Genomic DNA, 18431 nt, shown 5'->3' on the forward strand with positions numbered 1-18431 from the left:
GGTTCCGGCGGGGAGCCAGGACCCCTCAACCGATCCATGCGCGCAGGCGCTCGCTGAGCACCACGTCATGGGGCAGCCGCTCCAGCTCGTGCACGGGCACGTCCACCCCGTGCTGCCCCAGGACGCCGGCCAGGTAGCCCCAGTGCCCGGCCGCCATCTGCTCCTGCGTCATGCCGTCGAAGGGCTCGTCCGGCCCGACCACCGTCCGGGCCGTCTCCTCGATGTCCTCGACGGAGGTCAGCGCGGGGATGCCCGCCGGGCCCGAGGTGCTCCAGCCGCGATCGTCCAGCAACACCACACTGCGGCCGTCCGCGAGCACGGCCTCCAGCCGTGCCGACACGGACAGCTGCTGAGCGCTCGTACCGCCGACGTTCAGATCGGTGTAAGTGATCAAGCGGGTCACCACGGTCATGCCGTACTCCTGTCGGCTCGCCCCGAGTCCGGGCGGCCCGTTCCACGGGCTCACGGAATCCCGGAGCCTATATCCGGCCCCCGCCCCGCGCCGGCCCCCACCCCGTGCGACTCAGTAGTAGCCCCGCATCAGCTCCGTCGCCCATTCCGGCTGCCGGTGCTCGCCGCGCGGGCCGAACTCCGTCATGTACGGCTTGAGGTCGAGCACCGGAGTGCCCGCGACCGCGTCCAGCCCCTCCACGTGCAACTCGGGTCCGTCCGCCGCCTCCACGTCCACCTTCAGGACGCGGCAGCGCGAGAGGCCCAGCCGGTTGGGCCGGTTCTTGCCGCGCTGGGCGAAGATGCCGACGAGCGGCCAGTCCGGATTGCCCCGGGGGCGCCGCGCACCCGTCTCGATCCTGTCCTCGGGCACCCGGTCGAAGTGGAAGACCACCTCGACGTGCGAGAAGTCCTCCAGTCCGTACAGGGCTTCCGGACCGAACCGCTCCCGGTCCAGGCGGATCACCGCCGTCTCCCGCCCCCAGTCGTCGTCGACGACCTCCGGACGGCCGCCGACCACCACGCCAACCGGGACCACTTCCACCGGATCCATCAGCACGTCCTTCCCCTCGAACTCAGTACTGCGCGCAGCTCAGACCGGCCGCACGGCGACCCGGTCCAGCGCCTCCAGCAGCTCCGACAGCTGCGGAATCCCCCCGTGGGCCTCGTGCGGTACGGCCAGCACCTCGCTCGGCTCCTCGTCGAGGAGGACGAAGGCGGCCCCGCCCGTACGGGCCACCAGCGACCATCCCGGCCCGTCGACGCGCAGCGTCCGCGCCTCCTCGCCCGCGAAGGACGACCGCACCCTGCCGGGTGGCGGCGGGCTCTGCGTGTACCCGACGGCCTCCTCCAGGGCCCTGGCCAGCCCCGGGTGCGCGGCGGCCGCGGCCCCGCCGTCCGTGGCCACGCGCTCGCTCCAGCCGGTCCACTCCCGGGCGATCTGGTCGGCGCCCATCCGCCGCTGCACCGGACCCCAGGTCTCCGCCGACGGCGGGGCCAGCGGCACCCGTCCCGTGCCGTCCGCGCCCTGTTCGGGATCGTGCGGTTCGGGGATCCCGGCCGTGGCCACCGCGAGCTCGATGGGCCAGCCCGCCAGCGAGACCACGATGGACCGTTCGTCGGGGGACAGGTCGTACTCCATCCCGCAGTCCCACGAGGCGATGGCCACGGCCACGAGCGAGACGTCGTCGACCACGACCGTCCAGCGCGCGCCCTCCTCGTCCTGTCCCAGCACCAGGCCGTACCCGGTGGCCACCGGCGGCACGCCCAGCAGCGAGCAGGCCTCGGGGTAGTCGTCACCCAGGATGCTCGGGAACTGCGCGGGGGTCAGCAGCACGGCGGTCAGCACGTACAGCGAACCGCCGTCCTCCTCTTCGGACACGTGGCCTCCCGGTCGTTCTCTCGTCGGCGCACCCTAACCAGCGAGTAACCACCGCGTCGAGAGCTGGCGGGAGCCGATTTCCGGGCCCGCCACCTGCACGGAGGGCCGGCCGCCCACCACGGAAGCGCAGGGGTCCGGGTCAGGAGGTCCGGACCGCCAGCGCGAGGAAACGGGTGTCCTCGTCGGCGTACGAGGTCATCCGCCAGCCCGAACCGGCCAGCAGCGGGCCGAGGTTGTGCTCCGCGCGCATGTCGTCCGCGGTCAGTTCGCGGCCGTGGCGCGCCGCGAGGGCCGCCCGGCCGATCGGGTGGAACAGCGCGAGCCGTCCGCCCGGGCGGACGACCCGGGCGAGTTCGCGCAAGTTGTCCCCGGGGTCGGGGAGATGGGCGACGAGACCGGCGGCGAACACGGCGTCCAGCACACCGTCGCGCAGCGGCAGCCGGGCCACGTCCGCCAGCAGCAGGGTGCCCTCGGCGTCCCGGCCGGCCTCCTGCGCGGCGGCCAGCATCTGCGGGGTGACATCGGCGCCGAGCACCGTTCCCGACGGGCCGACGGCCGCGCGGAGCGCGGTGAGCGCCCGCCCGGTGCCGCAGCCCGCGTCGAGGACCCGGTCCCCGTGGCGCAGCCCGAACTCGCCCACGGCGGTCGCGAAGGCGGGCCCGTCCCCCGGGAACTTGCGGTCCCAGCCGGCCGCGCGCGCCCCGAAGAACTCCTGGACGTGGCCCCGGTCGCGCGTCTGATCCTGTGTGCGGTCTTCGCTCATGTGCCCATGATCCCTCACCGGGGCTCCGGCACATGCCTGCGGAACGTGTGCAAGGTGGTACGCGGCGTGATCGAAGATGAACGTATCTCTGTCATATTCCAGCAGTTCCAGTGGCTTTCGAAATGCGGCCCGTGTTCGCTCCCTCACCCGGACTAGCTTCCGTGGCCATGGGACACCTGGACCACGCCGCCTATGGCTGGCTTACCCCCGTGCTGTCATACGTGATGGCTTCGATCGGCGCCGCCCTCGGCCTGCGCTGCACCGTTCGCGCGCTCGCCGCGACGACCGGAACCTCCCGCCGCAACTGGCTCCTCACGGCGGCCTCGGCCATCGGCACCGGGATCTGGACGATGCACTTCGTCGCGATGCTCGGCTTCCACGTCACCGGGACCGAGATCCGCTACAACGTGCCGCTGACCATCCTCAGCCTCCTCGTCGCGATGATCGTCGTCGGCGCCGGAGTCTTCGCCGTCGGCTACGGGAAGGACCGCGGCCGGGCCCTGGTCCTCGGCGGACTCACCACCGGCCTCGGCGTCGCCAGCATGCACTACCTCGGCATGGCGGCCCTGCGCCTGCACGGCTCGGTCTCCTACGAGCCGCTCACGGTGGGGCTCTCCGTCGCCATCGCGGTCGTCGCGGCCACGGCCGCCCTGTGGGCGGCCCTCAACATCAAGTCCCCGGTGGCCGTCGCCGTCGCCTCGCTCGTCATGGGCGGTGCCGTCAGCAGCATGCACTACACCGGCATGCTCGCGGTCGCCGTCGAGGTCATCCCCTCGGACGCGGCCCTGCCGGGGGTCACCGCCATGCAGTTCATCTTCCCGCTCGCCGTCGGCCTCGGCTCCTACCTCTTCATCACCTCCGCGTTCGTCGCCCTCTCGCCGACCGCCGACGAGCGGGAGGCCTCCGCGATGGCCTCCGCCGACCTCCGCCTGGGAGGGCGGACCGCCACGGCCGCTGCTTCCGCCACCACTGCCACCACCGGCTGAGGCGCCGCCGGCCCGCGACCGCACCCGCCACCCCGCGACCGCCACCTACGTACGCACCGCCCGGAACGAGGAGCCCATGCGCAGACCCCGCAGAACACCGGAAGCAGCGGCGTCGCGGCCGCCCGCGCCCGCGCCGGCGGGTGGCCGTGCCAAGGGACCGGGCCGCCGGGCGCACGCCGGGCCGCCCGCCGAGGAGCCGGTGGAGCACCTGGCCCCCGACCTGCTCGGGGCGATACCCGGCGGTGGCGGTGGCGGTGGCCGAGGTCCGCGCCTTCGGCTGCGGCCCGCCACCGTCCGGGCGAAGATCGTCTCGCTTCTGATGGTGCCGGTGGTCTCCCTGCTGGCCCTCTGGGCCTTCGCGGCGGTCGACGCGGCCCAGGACGTCGCCCGCCTCAGCCGCGTCCAGCGCGTCGACCGCGAGCTGCGGGCTCCGGTCGAGGCCGCCGTCACCGCGCTGCAGGCCGAACGGCGCACGGCCGTAAGGCTGCTGGCCGACCCCACCGCCGGCCGGGCGGCCGCCGCCCAGACCCCCGGCCAGGCCGTCGCCCTGGAGGAACAGGCGCGCCGCACCGACGGCGCCGTACGGGCCCTGCGGCTCGGCGACCGCCACACCGTCGCCGACTCCGGCGACTACCGCACCGACATCGTCATCCGGCTGCGCACCTTCGTCGCCGCCGCCGAGGGGCTGGGCCCGGCGCGCAAGGACGTGGCGGAGCACCGGGCGACGCAGGAAGCGGCGTACGAGGCGTACACCCGGGTCATCGACGCGGCCCTGGAGGTCGGCGGAGCCCTCTCCGGAGGGGGCCAGGACGCCGAACTGGGCGTCGACGCCAGGATCCTGCTGGAGTTCGCTCGGGCGGGGGAGCAGCTGTCGCGGGAGGACGCCCTGCTGACGGCGCCGGGGCCGCGCTCCGCCGAAACGCTTCGCCGGCTGACCGGAGCCGTCGAGACCCGGCGGGCCCTGACCGCCTCCGCCGCCCGGGACCTGCCCACCGCACAGCAGGACGCCTGGCAGGCCATGGCCAAGAGCGCCGCCTACGCCGACCTCACCGGAGCCGAGGACCGGGCGCTGGCCGCCGCGCCCGGCGCCTCCGCCGCCGGACCGCCCGCCGGCTGGGAGGCCGCGTACACCGCGGTCGCCGGCTCGATGCGGGAGATCGCGGACGCCGCCCACGCGGCCTCCGCGGACCGGGCCGACCCCTTCGGCGCGGGTGCGCTGAGTCCCGCCGGAGCCGCCGTCGTCCTGGGCCTGGCCGCCGTGGCAGCCTCGCTCGTGATCTCGGTCCGCATCGGCCGGGCCCTCGTCGTCGAACTGGTCTCGCTGCGCAACACCGCGCTGGAGATCGCGCACCGCAAACTTCCGCACGCCATGGACCGCTTGCGGGCCGGCCAGGACATCGACGTGTCCGCCGAAACCCCGCGCGGCCCCGTCGCCGACGACGAGATCGCCCAGGTCGGCGACGCGCTGGCCACGGTCCACCGGGCCGCACTGAGCGCCGCCGTCGAACGCGCCGAACTGGCCAGCGGCGTGAGCGGGGTCTTCGTCAACCTCGCCCGGCGCAGCCAGGTCCTGGTGCACAAGCAGCTCACCCTGCTCGACTCGATGGAGCGGCGCGCCGACGACCCGAACGAGCTCGGCGACCTCTTCCGCCTCGACCACCTCACCACCCGCATGCGACGGCACGCGGAGAGCCTGATCATCCTGTCCGGTGCCGCCCCCGGGCGCGCCTGGCGGATGCCGATCCCGCTGACGAACGTGGTACGGGCCGCCGTGTCCGAGATCGAGGACTACCCGCGCGTCGAGGTGCGCCAGCTCGCCGAGGCCGCCGTCGTCGGCGGAGCCGTCGCCGACCTCACCCACCTGCTGGCCGAACTCATCGAGAACGCCACCCAGTTCTCCCCGCCCCACACCAAGGTCCGGGTCAGCGGAGAGCCCGTCGGCGCCGGCTACGTCCTGGAGGTCGAGGACCGCGGGCTCGGCATGGGCCGCGAATCCCTCCAGGAGGCCAACCGCCGCATCGAGCAGTCCGAGGCCCTCGACCTCTTCGACAGCGACCGGCTCGGGCTCTTCGTGGTCAGCCGCCTCTCGGCCCGCCACGGTGTCAAGGTGCACCTGCGCATGTCACCGTACGGCGGCACCACCGCGGTCGTGCTGCTCCCCAACTCCCTGCTCCAGGGCGCCCTCACGGCCGCCTCCCCGCAGCCCGAGCAGGATTACCCCTCAGCACCGGCCCCGGCGTCGACCCCGACCCCGGCTCCGGAGCCGGTCGCCGAACCGCTGCGGGACCGGTTCCGGGAGCCTTCCCAGGCCATCAGCGTCGTACGGGAAGACGTGCGCGGGGTCCCGGTCCCGGACCGGAGCCCCGTACGGGAGGAGCCCCGGCCCTCCCCGGTGGCCCCGCTGCGGCCGCGCGGCTCCGCGGGCGCGGCTCCCCGTACGCCCGCCCCGGCCGTCACGGCGGCTCCCGCGGGCCCGGCGACCCCCTCGGGCCAGGCCGCCACAGTGACCGAACTGCCGCGCAGGGTCCGGCAGGCGAGCCTCGTCCCGCAGCTGCGCGAGGCCCCCGCCCCCAAGGCCCCGGCCGGGGTCAGGGGGGCGGCGGGACCGCCCGGCCGGAGTCCCGAGCAGGCGCGCGAGCGGATGGCCGCGTACCGGGCGGGCTGGGTGCGGGGCTCGCAGGCGGGCGACGAGTCCGGTGCGGACGGTCCGGCCGGCGCAGGCGGCGCGGGTGGCACGGGCGGGACAGGCAGTACTGGCGAAGGCGAAGGAGCACGATGATGATCGAACATCAGAGGATCGACCTCGACGGCGTCCGCAGGTCGGGCGAGCTCGACTGGCTCCTGGACGACCTCGTGGTCCGGGTGCGCGAGGTCCGGCACGCCGTGGTCCTGTCCAACGACGGCCTGGCGGTGGGTGCTTCCAGCGCGCTCAGCAGAGAGGACGCCGAGCACCTGGCGGCCGTGGCCTCCGGCTTCCACAGCCTGGCCAAGGGCGCGGGACGGCACTTCCACGCCGGGGGCGTGCGCCAGACCATGGTGGAGATGGACGAGGGCTTCCTCTTCGTGGCGGCGGCCGGGGACGGCTCCTGCCTGGCCGTGCTCAGCGGGGCCGGCGCCGACATGGGGCTGATCGCCTACGAGATGGCCCGGCTGGTCAAGCGGGTCGGCGAGCACCTGTACACCCCGGCCAGGTTCGCGGCCCGGCCGCCGGCCGCCGGTTGAGGGCGGCGGCCTTGAGCACGAACGGCCGGTGGTACGACGCCGACGCGGGCCCGCTCGTCCGTCCGTACGCCATGACCGGCGGACGCACGAAGCCGGGGCCCCACGGGGTCCGGTTCGACCTGATCGCGCTGGTCGTCGTGGACCCGGCCGGAACGGACGAGGCGGCCGAGTCGCTGCTGGGACCGGAACACCGGGCGCTGCTCGGACTGTGCCGGGACGAGACCCAGTCGGTGGCCGAACTCGCGGCGGACGCGGACCTGCCCGTGGGCGTGGTGCGCGTGCTGCTCGGGGACCTGCTGGAGGCCGGGCACGTCAAGGTCAGCCGACCGGTGCCGCCCGCACAGCTGCCGGACGAGCGGATTCTGCGTGAAGTCATCGAGGGATTGCGAGCGCTGTGATGGGACTGAACGACAAAGGGCCGGCGCCGGCCGAGGGGGGCGGCGAGGAACTGGCCGCCCTCGCGCTGAAGATACTCGTGGCGGGCGGCTTCGGAGTCGGGAAGACGACCCTGGTCGGCTCGGTCAGCGAGATCAGGCCGCTGCGGACGGAGGAGCTGCTCAGCGAGGCCGGGGAGCTGGTCGACGACACGGGCGGGGTCGACCAGAAGACGACGACCACCGTGGCCATGGACTTCGGGCGGATCACGATCAGGTCGGGGCTGTCGCTGTACCTGTTCGGGACCCCGGGGCAGGACCGGTTCTGGTTCCTGTGGGACGAGCTGTCGCAGGGCGCGCTCGGCGCGGTGGTCCTTGCCGACACCCGGCGCCTGGAGGACTGCTTTCCGGCGGTGGACTACTTCGAGCACCGCAAGATCCCGTTCGTCGTCGCCGTCAACTGCTTCGCGAACGCGCGGCGGTACGCCTCGAACGAGGTCGCGCGGGCGCTGGACCTGGATCAGGGCACACCGGTGGTGCTCTGCGACGCGCGGGACAAGGACTCGGGGAAGGAAGTGCTGATCCGGCTGGTGGAGTACGCGGGCCGGGTGCACACGGCCCGGCTGCTGGAGTCGGTGGAACCGCGGGCCGATTCGGTGTGAACCGGCCCGCGGGGCCCGTCAGTCGGCCACGCCGGCGGCCGAGATCACCTTCTCGATGGCGACGCGCACGAGGAGCTCGCCGGGGACGGCGTTGCGGCGGCCGAAGGCCTCGCCGTTCTCGGCCCCCATGTAGCGCGCTCCGATCCTGGTCGCCCAGGGGAGCATCTCCTCCAGGTCCTCGCTGAGGGTCGCCCGGCCCTGGAGGACCACGTAGGAGAAGGGCGGCCGGTCGTCGTCCACGCAGAGTGCGACGCGGCCGTCGCGGGCCAGATTGCGCCCCTTGACGGTGTCCTTTCCGGTGTTGAACACGAAGGAGTCCCCGTCGAGAACGAACCAGATGGGAGCGATGTGAGGGCTTCCGTCCTCACGGACGGTGGACAGTTTCCCGGTGCGGGTGGAGCGGGAGACGAACTCCCGCCATTCCTCTTGAGTCATCTTCTTCACCATGGGTCCATCCTCCTTGCCCGAAAGCCGCTGGTGGGGAAGGCTGGCGGCACGAGTACGCGGGGTGGGGCGCGGCCGGTACGGCCGCGTCGACGGGGAGGGGCTGTAAATGGCGCTGGACAAGCAGCTTGACTGGCTGCTGGACGATTTGACGCGGCGGGTTCAGCAGGTGCGGCACGCGGTGGTGCTCTCCAACGACGGCCTGGTGACGGGCGCGAGCGCGGGGCTGGCACGGGAGGACGCGGAGCACCTGGCGGCCGTCGCGGCGGGGCTGCAGAGCCTGGCGAAGGGCTCGGGGCGGCACTTCCGGGCGGGCGAGGTCCGCCAGACGATGGTCGAGTACGACGACGGGGTCCTCTTCGTCATGGCGGCGGGCGCGGGCAGCTGCCTGTGCGTGCTGAGCGCCTCCGAGGCGGACATCGGGCACGTGGCCTACGAGATGACCCTGCTGGTGAACCGGGTGGGGGAGCACCTGGGGGTCGCGGAGCGGCGGATCACCGGCGGCTAGGAAGGGTGGCGCGTTCCGCGCCGGTCCGGCTTGTCCACAGGCCCTGCGGGGTGTCGTAGCTCTGGGTTACGTTCTTCACACACAGTAATCACTCTGGTGGGGAGAGCATGATGACGCAGACGATGCCGAGGACGGAGTCCGCACCCGCGGAGTGCGGGGAGGTCGCCGGGCTGATGGGCGGTGGGCGGGCCGCCGAGGAACTGGGTCTGAGCCGCAGCGAGTTCGCCCGCGCCGTCCAGCTGGGCCTGGTGCGGGCGGGACCCCAGGGGTCCGCCCGGGCCCCGCGGTACACCCGGACCGAGCTCGACCGGGTCCGGTCGGCCGAGGGGTTTCCGGAAGCGCTGCGCGAGCGGGTGGAGACGGTCGCGGGAGCGGAGGCGGCCGCCGCCGTTCTGGGGGTCGGCCCGAGCCGGTTCACCCGGCTCGCACGCTGCGGCCACCTCACTCCGGTGGGATACCGGATCAACCGCTACCGGGCGGTGGTGTGGCTCTATCTGACTGCGGAGCTACGGGACTTCGCGTCCCGCGAGCCCGGAATGCTGCGGGGGAGCGCCCCGTCGGCGGACCGGGAGCTGATGGAGGCCAGGGCCGACCTGCGCCCCCGGAAGTGGCGAGAACGGCACGTCGGGCTGTTGCTGAGACGGACCGCCGACCCCTGGGAGCGGGCTGCCGTACTGGCCTCCGTGCTCCCCGAGGACGACGTGCGCGCGATCGTGCCCGACGCGGCGGACCGCATCCTGCTCTGCGCGCTCGCCCCGCCCCCGCCCTTCGGGCACCCGCAGGTTCCGGCGGCAGCCGAGGTGGCGACCCGGCTGCTGCGGGCCGGGTCACCGGACGAGACCGACTGGTACCGCACCAGCCTCGACTTCGCCCTGACCGGAGCGAAGGGTCAGTCGAAGTCGACGGGGGAGAGGGGGCCGACGTAGACCCAGGCCCCGTTCTCCCGGGCGAAGGAACTGTGCTCGTGCAGCGAGCCGGTGTGCCGGCCCTCGCGGTAGTGCGCCCGGAACTCCACCGAGCCCTCCGTCTCGAACATCCCGCCGCGCTCCGTGGCCAGGATCTCCAGCCGTTCCCAGCGCTGCCCGGGATCCAGGTCGAGCACGCCCGGCCGGGTCGACGGGTGCCAGGAGCGCAGGAGGTAGGCGGTGTCGCCGACGGCGAAGGCGCTGAAGCGGGAGCGCATCAGCAGCTCGGCGGTGGGCGCCTGCCGCTCGCCGGAGTGGAAGCGGCCGCAGCACTCCGGGTAGGCGGCGGGCAGCCCGCAGGGGCAGGGGAGGGCCGGGGTGGGCATGGGCACACGCTCAGTTCTTCGAGGACGGGAGGGGACTACTGGGGCGAAACCGCCGGCTTGGCGTCCTTGGCGCCGTAGGGACGGAAGAGCCCCTCCTGCACCACCGACACCAGCAGCCTGCCCTCGAGGTCGTAGATGCGGCCGCGGGCCAGGCCACGGCCGCCGTGCGCGATGGGCGATTCCTGGTCGTACAGGAACCACTCGTCCGTCCGGAACGGCCGGTGGAACCACATGGCGTGGTCGAGGGAGGCCATGTCGAAACCGCGCATGCCCCACAGGGGTTCCACGGGGATGCGCACGGCGTCGAGGAGGGTCATGTCACTGGCGTAGGTGAGGGCGCAGGTGTGCACGAGCGGGTCGTCGCCCAGCGGGCCGACGGCACGCATCCACACCGCGCTGCGCGGATCGGCGTCCTTGAGCTCCTCGGGGGTCCAGCGGAGCCGGTCGACGTAGCGGATGTCGAAGGGCTGGCGGCGGGCCATCCGCTCCAGCGCCTCCGGCAGCGTGCCCAGGTGCTCGCGGATCTCGTCCACGACCTTCGGGAGCGTGTCCGGGTGCGGGAAGTCGAGGCGGGGAGGCAGCTGGTGCTCGATGCTGCCCTCCTCCGGGTGATGGAAGGAGGCGGTCAGATTGAAGATGGTCTTGCCCTGCTGGACCGCGGTGACCCGGCGGGTGGTGAAGGAGCGCCCGTCGCGCACCCGCTCCACCTGGTACACGATCGGCACTCCGGGGATGCCGGGGCGCAGGAAGTACGAGTGGAGGGAGTGGACGGGCCGGTCGCCCTCCGTGGTGCGGCCTGCCGCCACCAGCGCCTGGCCGGCGACCTGGCCGCCGAAGACGCGCTGGAGGGACTCCTGGGGGCTGGCGCCCCGGAAGATGTTGACCTCGATCTGCTCCAGGTCGAGCAGATCGACCAGCCTCTCGGCGGGGTTCGTCATCAGAGGATCTCCACTGTCGGGCCCGGCCGCCGCGAGGGCGCCGGTCGGTTGCGGGTCGGGGGTCGTTCGCGGGCCGGGCGCCCGCCCGGACGGAGCCGGAAGGAGGTCAGAGCTGGCCGAGTTCGCCGACCGAGGTGACGCGCAGGACCGCCCGGCCCTCCTCGTCGGAGGCGGCGAGGTCCACCTCGGCGCTGATGCCCCAGCCATGATCCCCGTTGGGGTCGGCGAAGGTCTGCCGGACGCGCCACAGGCCGTGCGCCGGGTCCTCCTCGATCTGGAGCAGCTTGGGGCCGCGCGCGTCGGGTCCCGTGCTCAGGTCGTCGTACTCGTCCCAGTAGCCGTCCATGGCCTCGCCCCAGGCGTCGGCGTCCCAGCCGGAGTCGCCGTCCAGCTCGCCCAGCACGTTGACGTGGTCCAGGGCCGCCAGCTCCACCCGGCGGAACATGGCGTTGCGGACCAGGACGCGGAAGGCGCGGGCGTTCGCGGTGACCGGCTTGACCTGGTCGGCCTTCTCCTGGGCCTGCTCCGCCGTCTCCACCTCCGGGTTCGCCAGCTGCTCCCACTCGTCGAGCAGGCTGGAGTCGACCTGGCGGACCAGCTCGCCGAGCCACTCGATCAGGTCCTGGAGGTCCTCGGACTTGAGGTCGTCGGGGATGGTGTGGTCCAGCGCCTTGAAGGCGCTCGCCAGGTAGCGCAGCACGATGCCCTCGGTGCGCGCCAGCTCGTAGTACGAGGTGAACTCGGTGAAGGTCATCGCGCGTTCGTACATGTCGCGGATGATCGACTTCGGGGAGACCGGGTGGTCGCGGACCCACGGGTGGCTCTTGCTGTACACGTCGTAGGCGTGCAGGAGCAGCTCTTCGAGGGGCTTGGGATAGGTGATCTCCTGGAGCCGCTCCATGCGCTCCTCGTACTCGACCCCGTCGGCCTTCATCGCGCCCACGGCCATGCCGCGTTCCTTGTTCTGCTGGGCGGCGAGGATCTGGCGCGGGTCGTCCAGCGTGGACTCCACCACCGAGACCATGTCCAGCGCGTAGGAAGGGGACTCCGGGTCCAGCAGGTCGAAGGAGGCCAGCGCGAAGGTGGACAGCGGCTGGTTCAGCGCGAAGTCCTGCTGGAGGTCCACGGTCAGCCGGATCGTGCGGCCCTCGGCGTCCGGGGTGGCGAGCTTCTCGACGACCCCGCCGTCCAGCAGCGAGCGGTAGATGGCGATGGCCCGGCGGATGTGGCGCAGCTGGGCCTTGCGCGGCTCGTGGTTGTCCTCGAGCAGGTGGCGCATCGCCTGGAAGGCGTCGCCGGGGCGGGCGATGACCGACAGGAGCATGATGTTGGTGACCTTGAAGCGCGAGGTCAGCGGCTCCGGGTCGGCGGCGATGAGCTTCTCGAAGGTGGTGTCCGACCAGGCCACGAACCCCTCGGGCGCCTTCTTGCGGACCACCTTGCGGCGCTTCTTCGGGTCGTCGCCCGCCTTGGCGAGGGCCTTCTCGTTCTCGATGACGTGCTCGGGAGCCTGGGCCACCACATAACCGGCGGTGTCGAAGCCGGCCCGGCCGGCGCGGCCGGCGATCTGGTGGAACTCGCGGGCGCGCAGCGTGCGGACCCGGGTGCCGTCGTACTTGGTCAGGGCCGTGAACAGCACGGTGCGGATCGGGACGTTGACGCCGACGCCGAGGGTGTCGGTGCCGCAGATGACCTTCAGCAGACCGGCCTGGGCCAGCTTCTCCACCAGGCGGCGGTACTTGGGCAGCATGCCCGCGTGGTGCACGCCGATGCCGTGGCGGACGTAGCGGGAGAGGTTCTGGCCGAACTTGGTGGTGAAGCGGAAGTTGCCGATCAGCTCGGCGATCTTGTCCTTCTCCTCGCGGGTGCACATGTTGATGCTCATCAGCGACTGTGCCCGCTCGACCGCCTGGGCCTGGGTGAAGTGCACGATGTAGACCGGCGCCTGCCGGGTCTCCAGCAGCTCGGTGATGGTGTCGGTGATCGGCGTCGTGACGTACTCGTACGACAGCGGGACGGGCCGGGTCGCGGAGCGGACCACCGAGGTGGGCCGGCCGGTGCGCCGGGTCAGGTCCTCCTCGAACCGCTTCATGTCGCCGAGGGTCGCGGACATCAGCACGAACTGTGCCTGCGGAAGCTCCAGGATCGGGATCTGCCAGGCCCAGCCGCGGTCGGGCTCCGCGTAGAAGTGGAACTCGTCCATCACGACCTGGCCGATGTCGGCGTACTTGCCGTCGCGCAGCGCGATCGAGGCCAGCACCTCGGCGGTGCAGCAGATCACCGGAGCGTCCGAGTTCACCGAGGCGTCGCCGGTCAGCATGCCGACGTTCTCGGTGCCGAAGAGCTTGCACAGGTCGAAGAACTTCTCCGAGACCAGCGCCTTGATCGGCGCGGTGTAGAAGGTGACCTTGTCCTGGGCCAGAGCCGTGAAGTGCGCGCCCGCCGCCACCAGGCTCTTGCCGGAGCCGGTCGGGGTGGAAAGGATCACGTTCGCGCCGGTGACCACCTCCATCAGCGCCTCCTCCTGAGCCGGGTACAGGGTGATGCCCTGGTCCTCCGCCCACGAGGAGAAAGCCTCGAAGAGGGCGTCGGGGTCGGCGTTCGGCGGGAGCTGATCAATGAGGGTCACACCCCCCATCTTGCCTGGCTTCCCCCCGGATCAGGGAACCGGCGGACAGAAGGAAGATCATCAGCGGTACGCTGTGCCGTCGATGCGGCCCGAACGACACCGTCACCAGGGCCCGACCAGCACACCACCGGGGCGGGAAACGACCATGATGGGTCCGGCGCACTCACTGTCCGGGGCAGCGGCCTGGCTGGGGGTGGGCGCCGCGGCGGCCGCCTCCGGACACCCCATGCCCTGGCCCGTCCTCGTCGTCGGTGCGCTCATCTGCGCCGGAGCCGCCCTCGCCCCCGACCTGGACCACAAGTCGGCGACGATCTCCCGCGCCTTCGGTCCGCTCTCCCGGGGCCTGTGCGAGGTGGTCGACAAGATCTCCTACGCGGTCTACAAGGCCACCCGGGCCCCGCGCGACGCCCGCCGCACCGGAGGCCACCGCACCCTGACCCACACCTGGGTCTGGGCCGTCCTGATCGGCGCCGGCTCCTCCGCGCTCGCCGTCACCGCGGACCGGTGGGGCGTCCTCGCCCTCCTCTTCATCCACCTGGTCCTCGCCGTCGAAGGCCTGCTGTGGCGGGCCGCCCGCATGTCCAGCGACGTACTGGTCTGGCTGCTCGGCGCGACCAGCGCCTGGATACTGGCCGGCGTCCTCGACCAGCCCGGCAACGGCTCCGGCTGGCTCTTCACCGCCCCCGGCCAGGAATACCTGTGGCTCGGCCTCCCGATCGTGCTCGGCGCCCTGGTCCACGACATCGGCGACGCCCTCACCGTCTCCGGCTGCCCGATCCTGTGGCCCCTCCCCATCGCGGGCAAGCGCTGGTACCCCATCGGCCCGCCGAAGATGATGCGCTTCCGCGCCGGCAGCTGGGTCGAGCTCAAGGTCCTCATGCCGGTCTTCATGCTCCTGGGCGGAGTAGGCGGAGCCTCAGCCCTCGGCTTCTTCTGACGCCCCCGACGCCCCGCCCGCCTGCCCGCCCGGCCGGGCGTCGGTCAGCCGTGCCAGGAGTGCCACAGGGCCGCGTACGCGCCGTCGGCTTCGACCAGGGCGTCGTGCGAGCCGAGCTCGGTGATGCGGCCGCCCTCGACCACCGCGATCACGTCCGCGTCGTGCGCGGTGTGCAGCCGGTGGGCGATCGCGATCACCGTGCGACCGTCCAGCACCCGGGCCAGCGAACGCTCCAAGTGCCGTGCCGCGCGCGGGTCCAGCAGCGAGGTCGCCTCGTCCAGCACCAGCGTGTGCGGATCGGCCAGCACCAGCCGGGCCAGCGCGATCTGCTGCGCCTGCGCCGGGGTCAGCGCCGCCGCGCCCGAGCCGACCTCCGTGTCCAGACCGGCGTCCAGCGCCCGCGCCCAGTCCTCCGCGTCGACGGCGCCGAGCGCCGCCCACAGCTCGGTGTCGGAGGCCTCGGTGCGCGCGAGCCGCAGGTTGTCCCGCAGGGAGCCCACGAACACGTGGTGCTCCTGGTTGACCAGGGCCACGTGCTCGCGCACCCGCTCCGCCGGCATCCGCGACAGCTGCGCCCCGCCGAGGGTGATCTCGCCGGTCCGCGGCGCGTAGATGCCCGCCAGGAGCCGCCCCAGCGTGGACTTGCCGGCGCCCGAGGGCCCGACCAGGGCCATCCTGGTGCCCGGCGGCACCGCCATCGACACCTGGTGCAGGACGTCGACTCCCTCGCGGTACCCGAAGTGCACCTGGTCCGCCCGGACGTCCCGGCCGGCCGGGGAGACGCCCGCGTCACCCGCGTCCGGCTCGATCTCCCGCACGCCCACCAGCCGCGCCAGCGACACCTGCGCGATCTGCAGCTCGTCGTACCAGCGCAGGATCAGGCCGATCGGGTCGACCATCATCTGCGCGAGCAGCGCGCCCGTGGTCAGCTGCCCCACCGACATCCAGCCCTGGATCACGCAGTACCCGCCGATCATCAGCACCGAGCCGAGGATGGTCACGTAGGTGACGTTGACGACGGGGAACAGGACGGTCCGCAGGAACAGCGTGTACCGCTCCCACGCCGTCCACTCCTTGATCCGCCGCTCCGACAGCTCGATCCGGCGACCGCCGAGGCGGTGCGCCTCGATGGTGCGGCCCGCGTCCACCGTCTCGGTGAGCACGGCCGCGACCGCCGCGTACCCGGCCGCCTCGGAACGGTAGGCCCGGGGCGCCCGCTTGAAGTACCAGCGGCAGCCGATCACCAGCACCGGCAGCGCCACCAGCGCGGCGAGCGCCAGCGGCGGCGCGGTCACCGCGAGCGCCCCGTAGAGCAGTCCCGCCCACACCACGCCGATGGCGAGCTGCGGCACGGCCTCGCGCATCGCGTTGGCCAGCCGGTCGATGTCCGTGGTGATCCGCGACAGCAGGTCACCGGTTCCCGCGCGCTCCAGCACGCCCGGCGGCAGGCCCACCGACCGTACGAGGAAGTCCTCGCGCAGATCGGCCAGCATCTCCTCGCCGAGCATCGCCCCGCGCAGCCGGACCAGCCGCACGAACACGGTCTGGACGGCGAGTGCTACCGCGAACAGCAGCCCCACCCGGCCCAGATGGAGTTCCCGGGACCCCTCCGCGAGCCGGTCCACGACCTGCCCCAGCAGGTACGGGCCGACCATGGAGGCGATCACCGCGACCGTGTTGACCCCCACCAGGACCAGGAAGGCCCGCCGGTGGCGGCGGAACAGGCCGCGCACGTAGCCCCGTACCGTCGCGGAACTGCCCACGGGCAGGGTCGCGGCCGTTTCCGGGGCGGCCGGATCGTAGTCCGGCGGCGCCACGCCGATCATGCGGTTTCCTCGATCTCTGTCAGGAAGGGCTCTGCCAGTTCAGGCTCTGCCATTTCAGGCTCTGTCAGTACGGGCTCTGTGTGTACGGATTCCAGCCGCGGGAGCCGCTGTTCTTCCTCGGTCTCGCGGGTGACGACCGCCCGGTAGCGCGGGTCGCCGTGCAGCAGCTCGCGGTGCGTGCCGCTCGCCGCCGCCTTGCCCTCGTGGATCAGGACGACCCGGTCGGCCCGGTCCAGCAGCAGGGGCGAGGAGGCCAGCACCACCGTCGTGCGCCCGGCCCGCAGGGCCGAGATCCCCTCCGCGATCCGGGCTTCGGTGTGCGAGTCGACCGCCGAGGTCGGCTCGTCCAGCACCAGCACCTCGGGATCGGTCACCAGGGACCGCGCCAGCGCCAGCCGCTGGCGCTGGCCGCCGGACAGCGAGCGGCCGCGTTCGGTGATCCGGGCGTCCATCGGGTCGTCCACCCCGGCCGGGGCGGACTGCAGCAGGGCGTCCAGCACGTCCGCGCACCGGGCCGCGTCGAGTGCCGCGGAGGGTTCGACCGCGCCGGAGGCCGGTACGTCGAACAGCTCGCGCAGCGTCCCGGACAGCAGCACCGGATCCTTGTCCTGTACGAGGACCAGCGTGCGCGCCTCGGCGAGCGCGAGCTCGTCCAGCGCGACCCCGCCCAGCAGGACGGAGGGCCCGGCCCCGAGGTCCAGGGGGTGCCCGCCCAGGCGCTCCGCGAGCCGGCCCGCCAGGTCGGGATCCCCGCACACCACGGCGGTCAGCCGGCCCGCCGGGACCAGCAGCCCGGTCTCCGGGTCGTACAGGTCACCGCCGGGGGCCGGGGTCTGTACGACCCCGGAAGCCACCACAACTCCCGCGCCGGCCTTGGCGCCAGCATCGACCTCCGCCTCCGCCATCGCTTCGGTCCGGGTCAGCGACAGCACCCGGGCGGCCCGCTTCGCGGAGGGACGGGAGAAGGAGTACGCCATCGCGATCTCCTCGAAGTGCCGCAGGGGGTAGAGCATGGTCGCCACCGCGCTGAAGGCGGCGACGAGTTCGCCGACGTCCAGCCGGCCGTCCAGGACGAGCGAGGCCCCGTACCAGACCACCGTGACCAGCAGAGCGCCCGGCAGCAGCACCTGGATCGCGGAGATCAGCGCCCACATCCGGGCGCTGTGCACCGCCGCCTCGCGAACCTGCTGCGAGGCCTCGCGGTAGCGGCCGAGGAAGAGCTCCTCGCCGCCGATGCCGCGCAGCACGCGCAGCCCCGCCACGGTGTCCGAAGCGAGTTCGGTGGCCTTGCCCGCCTTCTCCCGCTGGACGTCGGCACGCCGGGTGGCGCGCGGCAGCAGCGGCAGGACGGCCAGGGCGAGCACCGGCATGCCGACGGCCACGACCACGCCGATCGTGGGCGCGTAGAAGAGCAGGACGACACAGCCGACGACCAGGGTCAGGGCGGCGGCCAGGAAGCGGGAGACCGCCTCGACGAACCAGCCGATCTTCTCCACGTCGCCCGTGGAGACGGCCACCACCTCGCCCGCCGCGACCCGCCGGGTCAGGGCGGAACCCAGCTCCGCGGTCTTGCGGGCGAGCAGCTGCTGGACCCGCGCGGCCGCGGTGATCCAGTTGGTGACGGCCGTACGGTGCAGCATCGCGTCGCCGAGCGCGATCGCCACGCCGAGCAGCGCGAGCAGACCGCCGACCTGCAGCAGCCGGGCGCCGTCGCCGTCCACGACCGCGTCGATGCCGAGGCCCACGGTGTACGGAAGCCCCGCGACGCCGCCGAAGTGGAGCAGCCCCCAGGCCAGGCTTTTGGCCTGTCCGCCGAGTTGGCCCCGCCCCAGCCACCAGAGGAAGCGGGGGCCGGAGCGCGCATCGGGTACCCCGGGGTCCGGATACGGAAGATCGCTGATCTGCATGACGCCCCATGACTGGTCGAGTGTTCCAAACCGTGCAAGGTTCGCGTTCCGGACCGGCCCGGGGCAATCGATTTTCCGTTGGCCAAGGCTTTCCGCGGGCGGTGCTGCGGCCT

The 18431-nt window shown here is 72.9% G+C and carries 18 protein-coding genes; 8 read left to right on the forward strand and 10 right to left on the reverse strand.

Features of this window, described 5'->3' with window-relative positions; genetic code table 11:
* Positions 1-25 precede the first annotated feature (25 nt).
* The 4 genes from NLX94_RS04755 to NLX94_RS04770 all read right to left on the reverse strand — a co-directional run bounded on the left by NLX94_RS04755 (position 26) and on the right by NLX94_RS04770 (position 2594).
* Positions 26-412 carry a hypothetical protein gene (locus NLX94_RS04755; RefSeq protein ID WP_254381308.1) on the reverse strand — a complete coding sequence of 129 codons (387 nt, stop codon included), beginning with the start codon at positions 410-412 and terminating at the stop codon, positions 26-28.
* A gap of 111 nt (positions 413-523) precedes the next feature.
* The gene (locus NLX94_RS04760; protein WP_254381309.1) at positions 524-1003 is read right to left on the reverse strand and encodes an SAM-dependent methyltransferase; all 480 of its coding nucleotides are present in this window, start codon (positions 1001-1003) and stop codon (positions 524-526) included.
* Between the two features lie 39 nt (positions 1004-1042).
* The gene (locus NLX94_RS04765; protein ID WP_254381310.1) at positions 1043-1831 is read right to left on the reverse strand and encodes a hypothetical protein; all 789 of its coding nucleotides are present in this window, start codon (positions 1829-1831) and stop codon (positions 1043-1045) included.
* Between the two features lie 139 nt (positions 1832-1970).
* Positions 1971-2594: a class I SAM-dependent methyltransferase gene (locus NLX94_RS04770; RefSeq protein ID WP_254381311.1), complete on the reverse strand. Its 624-nt coding sequence runs from the start codon at positions 2592-2594 to the stop codon at positions 1971-1973.
* A 167-nt stretch (positions 2595-2761) separates the two neighbouring features.
* On the opposite strand from NLX94_RS04770, the gene NLX94_RS04775 reads away from it, so the two are divergent.
* The 5 genes from NLX94_RS04775 to NLX94_RS04795 all read left to right on the forward strand — a co-directional run bounded on the left by NLX94_RS04775 (position 2762) and on the right by NLX94_RS04795 (position 7838).
* Entirely contained in the window at positions 2762-3580 is an 819-nt protein-coding gene (locus tag NLX94_RS04775; RefSeq protein ID WP_254381312.1) for an MHYT domain-containing protein, read from the forward strand.
* Positions 3581-3656: 76 nt separating this feature from the next.
* A complete protein-coding gene (locus NLX94_RS04780) occupies positions 3657-6359 on the forward strand; it encodes a nitrate- and nitrite sensing domain-containing protein (protein ID WP_254381313.1) in 2703 nt (900 codons plus the stop codon).
* Positions 6359-6802 carry a roadblock/LC7 domain-containing protein gene (locus NLX94_RS04785; protein ID WP_243340590.1) on the forward strand — a complete coding sequence of 148 codons (444 nt, stop codon included), beginning with the start codon at positions 6359-6361 and terminating at the stop codon, positions 6800-6802. Before NLX94_RS04780 ends, NLX94_RS04785 begins: the two co-directional genes overlap by 1 nt.
* An 11-nt stretch (positions 6803-6813) precedes the next feature.
* Positions 6814-7200 (forward strand): DUF742 domain-containing protein, encoded by a 387-nt coding sequence (locus tag NLX94_RS04790; RefSeq protein WP_267757296.1) that lies wholly within the window; start codon positions 6814-6816, stop codon positions 7198-7200.
* Positions 7200-7838 (forward strand): ATP/GTP-binding protein, encoded by a 639-nt coding sequence (locus NLX94_RS04795; RefSeq protein ID WP_254381314.1) that lies wholly within the window; start codon positions 7200-7202, stop codon positions 7836-7838. Before NLX94_RS04790 ends, NLX94_RS04795 begins: the two co-directional genes overlap by 1 nt.
* 18 nt (positions 7839-7856) lie before the next feature.
* Here NLX94_RS04795 and NLX94_RS04800 read toward each other — a convergent pair whose 3' ends face one another.
* Positions 7857-8285: a PPOX class F420-dependent oxidoreductase gene (locus tag NLX94_RS04800; protein WP_254381315.1), complete on the reverse strand. Its 429-nt coding sequence runs from the start codon at positions 8283-8285 to the stop codon at positions 7857-7859.
* 106 nt (positions 8286-8391) lie between these two features.
* Between NLX94_RS04800 and NLX94_RS04805 the strand changes: the two genes are divergently transcribed.
* Complete coding sequence (locus NLX94_RS04805; protein ID WP_243340556.1) at positions 8392-8790, forward strand: roadblock/LC7 domain-containing protein; 399 nt, start codon at positions 8392-8394, stop codon at positions 8788-8790.
* Between the two features lie 107 nt (positions 8791-8897).
* Positions 8898-9716: a DUF6397 family protein gene (locus NLX94_RS04810; protein WP_254381316.1), complete on the forward strand. Its 819-nt coding sequence runs from the start codon at positions 8898-8900 to the stop codon at positions 9714-9716.
* Here NLX94_RS04810 and NLX94_RS04815 read toward each other — a convergent pair.
* The 3 genes from NLX94_RS04815 to NLX94_RS04825 all read right to left on the reverse strand — a co-directional run bounded on the left by NLX94_RS04815 (position 9680) and on the right by NLX94_RS04825 (position 13648).
* On the reverse strand, positions 9680-10081 hold the full coding sequence (locus NLX94_RS04815) for a YchJ family protein (RefSeq protein WP_254381317.1): 402 nt from the start codon (positions 10079-10081) through the stop codon (positions 9680-9682). The genes NLX94_RS04810 and NLX94_RS04815 overlap by 37 nt on opposite strands.
* 35 nt (positions 10082-10116) lie before the next feature.
* Positions 10117-11019: an acyl-CoA thioesterase II gene (locus NLX94_RS04820; protein WP_254381318.1), complete on the reverse strand. Its 903-nt coding sequence runs from the start codon at positions 11017-11019 to the stop codon at positions 10117-10119.
* A gap of 106 nt (positions 11020-11125) precedes the next feature.
* The gene (locus NLX94_RS04825) at positions 11126-13648 is read right to left on the reverse strand and encodes a DEAD/DEAH box helicase (protein ID WP_254381319.1); all 2523 of its coding nucleotides are present in this window, start codon (positions 13646-13648) and stop codon (positions 11126-11128) included.
* Positions 13649-13793: 145 nt separating this feature from the next.
* Here NLX94_RS04825 and NLX94_RS04830 point away from each other — a divergent pair, with 145 nt between their 5' ends.
* Positions 13794-14585: a metal-dependent hydrolase gene (locus NLX94_RS04830; RefSeq protein WP_254381320.1), complete on the forward strand. Its 792-nt coding sequence runs from the start codon at positions 13794-13796 to the stop codon at positions 14583-14585.
* Between the two features lie 44 nt (positions 14586-14629).
* On the opposite strand, the gene NLX94_RS04835 is transcribed toward NLX94_RS04830, so the two are convergent.
* Complete coding sequence (locus NLX94_RS04835) at positions 14630-16411, reverse strand: ABC transporter ATP-binding protein (protein ID WP_254381321.1); 1782 nt, start codon at positions 16409-16411, stop codon at positions 14630-14632.
* The gene (locus tag NLX94_RS04840; protein WP_254381322.1) at positions 16408-18318 is read right to left on the reverse strand and encodes an ABC transporter ATP-binding protein; all 1911 of its coding nucleotides are present in this window, start codon (positions 18316-18318) and stop codon (positions 16408-16410) included. The genes NLX94_RS04835 and NLX94_RS04840 overlap by 4 nt, the downstream gene beginning before the upstream one ends.
* Between the last annotated feature and the right edge of the window lie 113 nt (positions 18319-18431).

The sequence above is a fragment of the Streptomyces sp. TBY4 genome (assembly GCF_024213195.1).
In the GTDB taxonomy this organism is placed as follows: domain Bacteria; phylum Actinomycetota; class Actinomycetes; order Streptomycetales; family Streptomycetaceae; genus Streptomyces.

Excerpts from the sequence above, each read along its gene's own strand:
- NLX94_RS04775 (WP_254381312.1), top strand. The coding sequence starts at position 2,762 with ATGGGACACCTGGACCACGCCGCCTATGGCTGGCTTACCCCCGTGCTG.
- NLX94_RS04780 (WP_254381313.1), top strand. The coding sequence starts at position 3,657 with ATGCGCAGACCCCGCAGAACACCGGAAGCAGCGGCGTCGCGGCCGCCC.
- NLX94_RS04755 (WP_254381308.1), bottom strand. The coding sequence starts at position 412 with ATGACCGTGGTGACCCGCTTGATCACTTACACCGATCTGAACGTCGGC.
- NLX94_RS04830 (WP_254381320.1), top strand. The coding sequence starts at position 13,794 with ATGATGGGTCCGGCGCACTCACTGTCCGGGGCAGCGGCCTGGCTGGGG.
- NLX94_RS04760 (WP_254381309.1), bottom strand. The coding sequence starts at position 1,003 with ATGGATCCGGTGGAAGTGGTCCCGGTTGGCGTGGTGGTCGGCGGCCGT.
- NLX94_RS04770 (WP_254381311.1), bottom strand. The coding sequence starts at position 2,594 with ATGAGCGAAGACCGCACACAGGATCAGACGCGCGACCGGGGCCACGTC.
- NLX94_RS04785 (WP_243340590.1), top strand. The coding sequence starts at position 6,359 with ATGATCGAACATCAGAGGATCGACCTCGACGGCGTCCGCAGGTCGGGC.
- NLX94_RS04835 (WP_254381321.1), bottom strand. The coding sequence starts at position 16,411 with ATGATCGGCGTGGCGCCGCCGGACTACGATCCGGCCGCCCCGGAAACG.
- NLX94_RS04820 (WP_254381318.1), bottom strand. The coding sequence starts at position 11,019 with ATGACGAACCCCGCCGAGAGGCTGGTCGATCTGCTCGACCTGGAGCAG.
- NLX94_RS04815 (WP_254381317.1), bottom strand. The coding sequence starts at position 10,081 with ATGCCCACCCCGGCCCTCCCCTGCCCCTGCGGGCTGCCCGCCGCCTAC.
- NLX94_RS04800 (WP_254381315.1), bottom strand. The coding sequence starts at position 8,285 with ATGGTGAAGAAGATGACTCAAGAGGAATGGCGGGAGTTCGTCTCCCGC.
- NLX94_RS04810 (WP_254381316.1), top strand. The coding sequence starts at position 8,898 with ATGATGACGCAGACGATGCCGAGGACGGAGTCCGCACCCGCGGAGTGC.
- NLX94_RS04805 (WP_243340556.1), top strand. The coding sequence starts at position 8,392 with ATGGCGCTGGACAAGCAGCTTGACTGGCTGCTGGACGATTTGACGCGG.
- NLX94_RS04840 (WP_254381322.1), bottom strand. The coding sequence starts at position 18,318 with ATGCAGATCAGCGATCTTCCGTATCCGGACCCCGGGGTACCCGATGCG.
- NLX94_RS04795 (WP_254381314.1), top strand. The coding sequence starts at position 7,200 with ATGGGACTGAACGACAAAGGGCCGGCGCCGGCCGAGGGGGGCGGCGAG.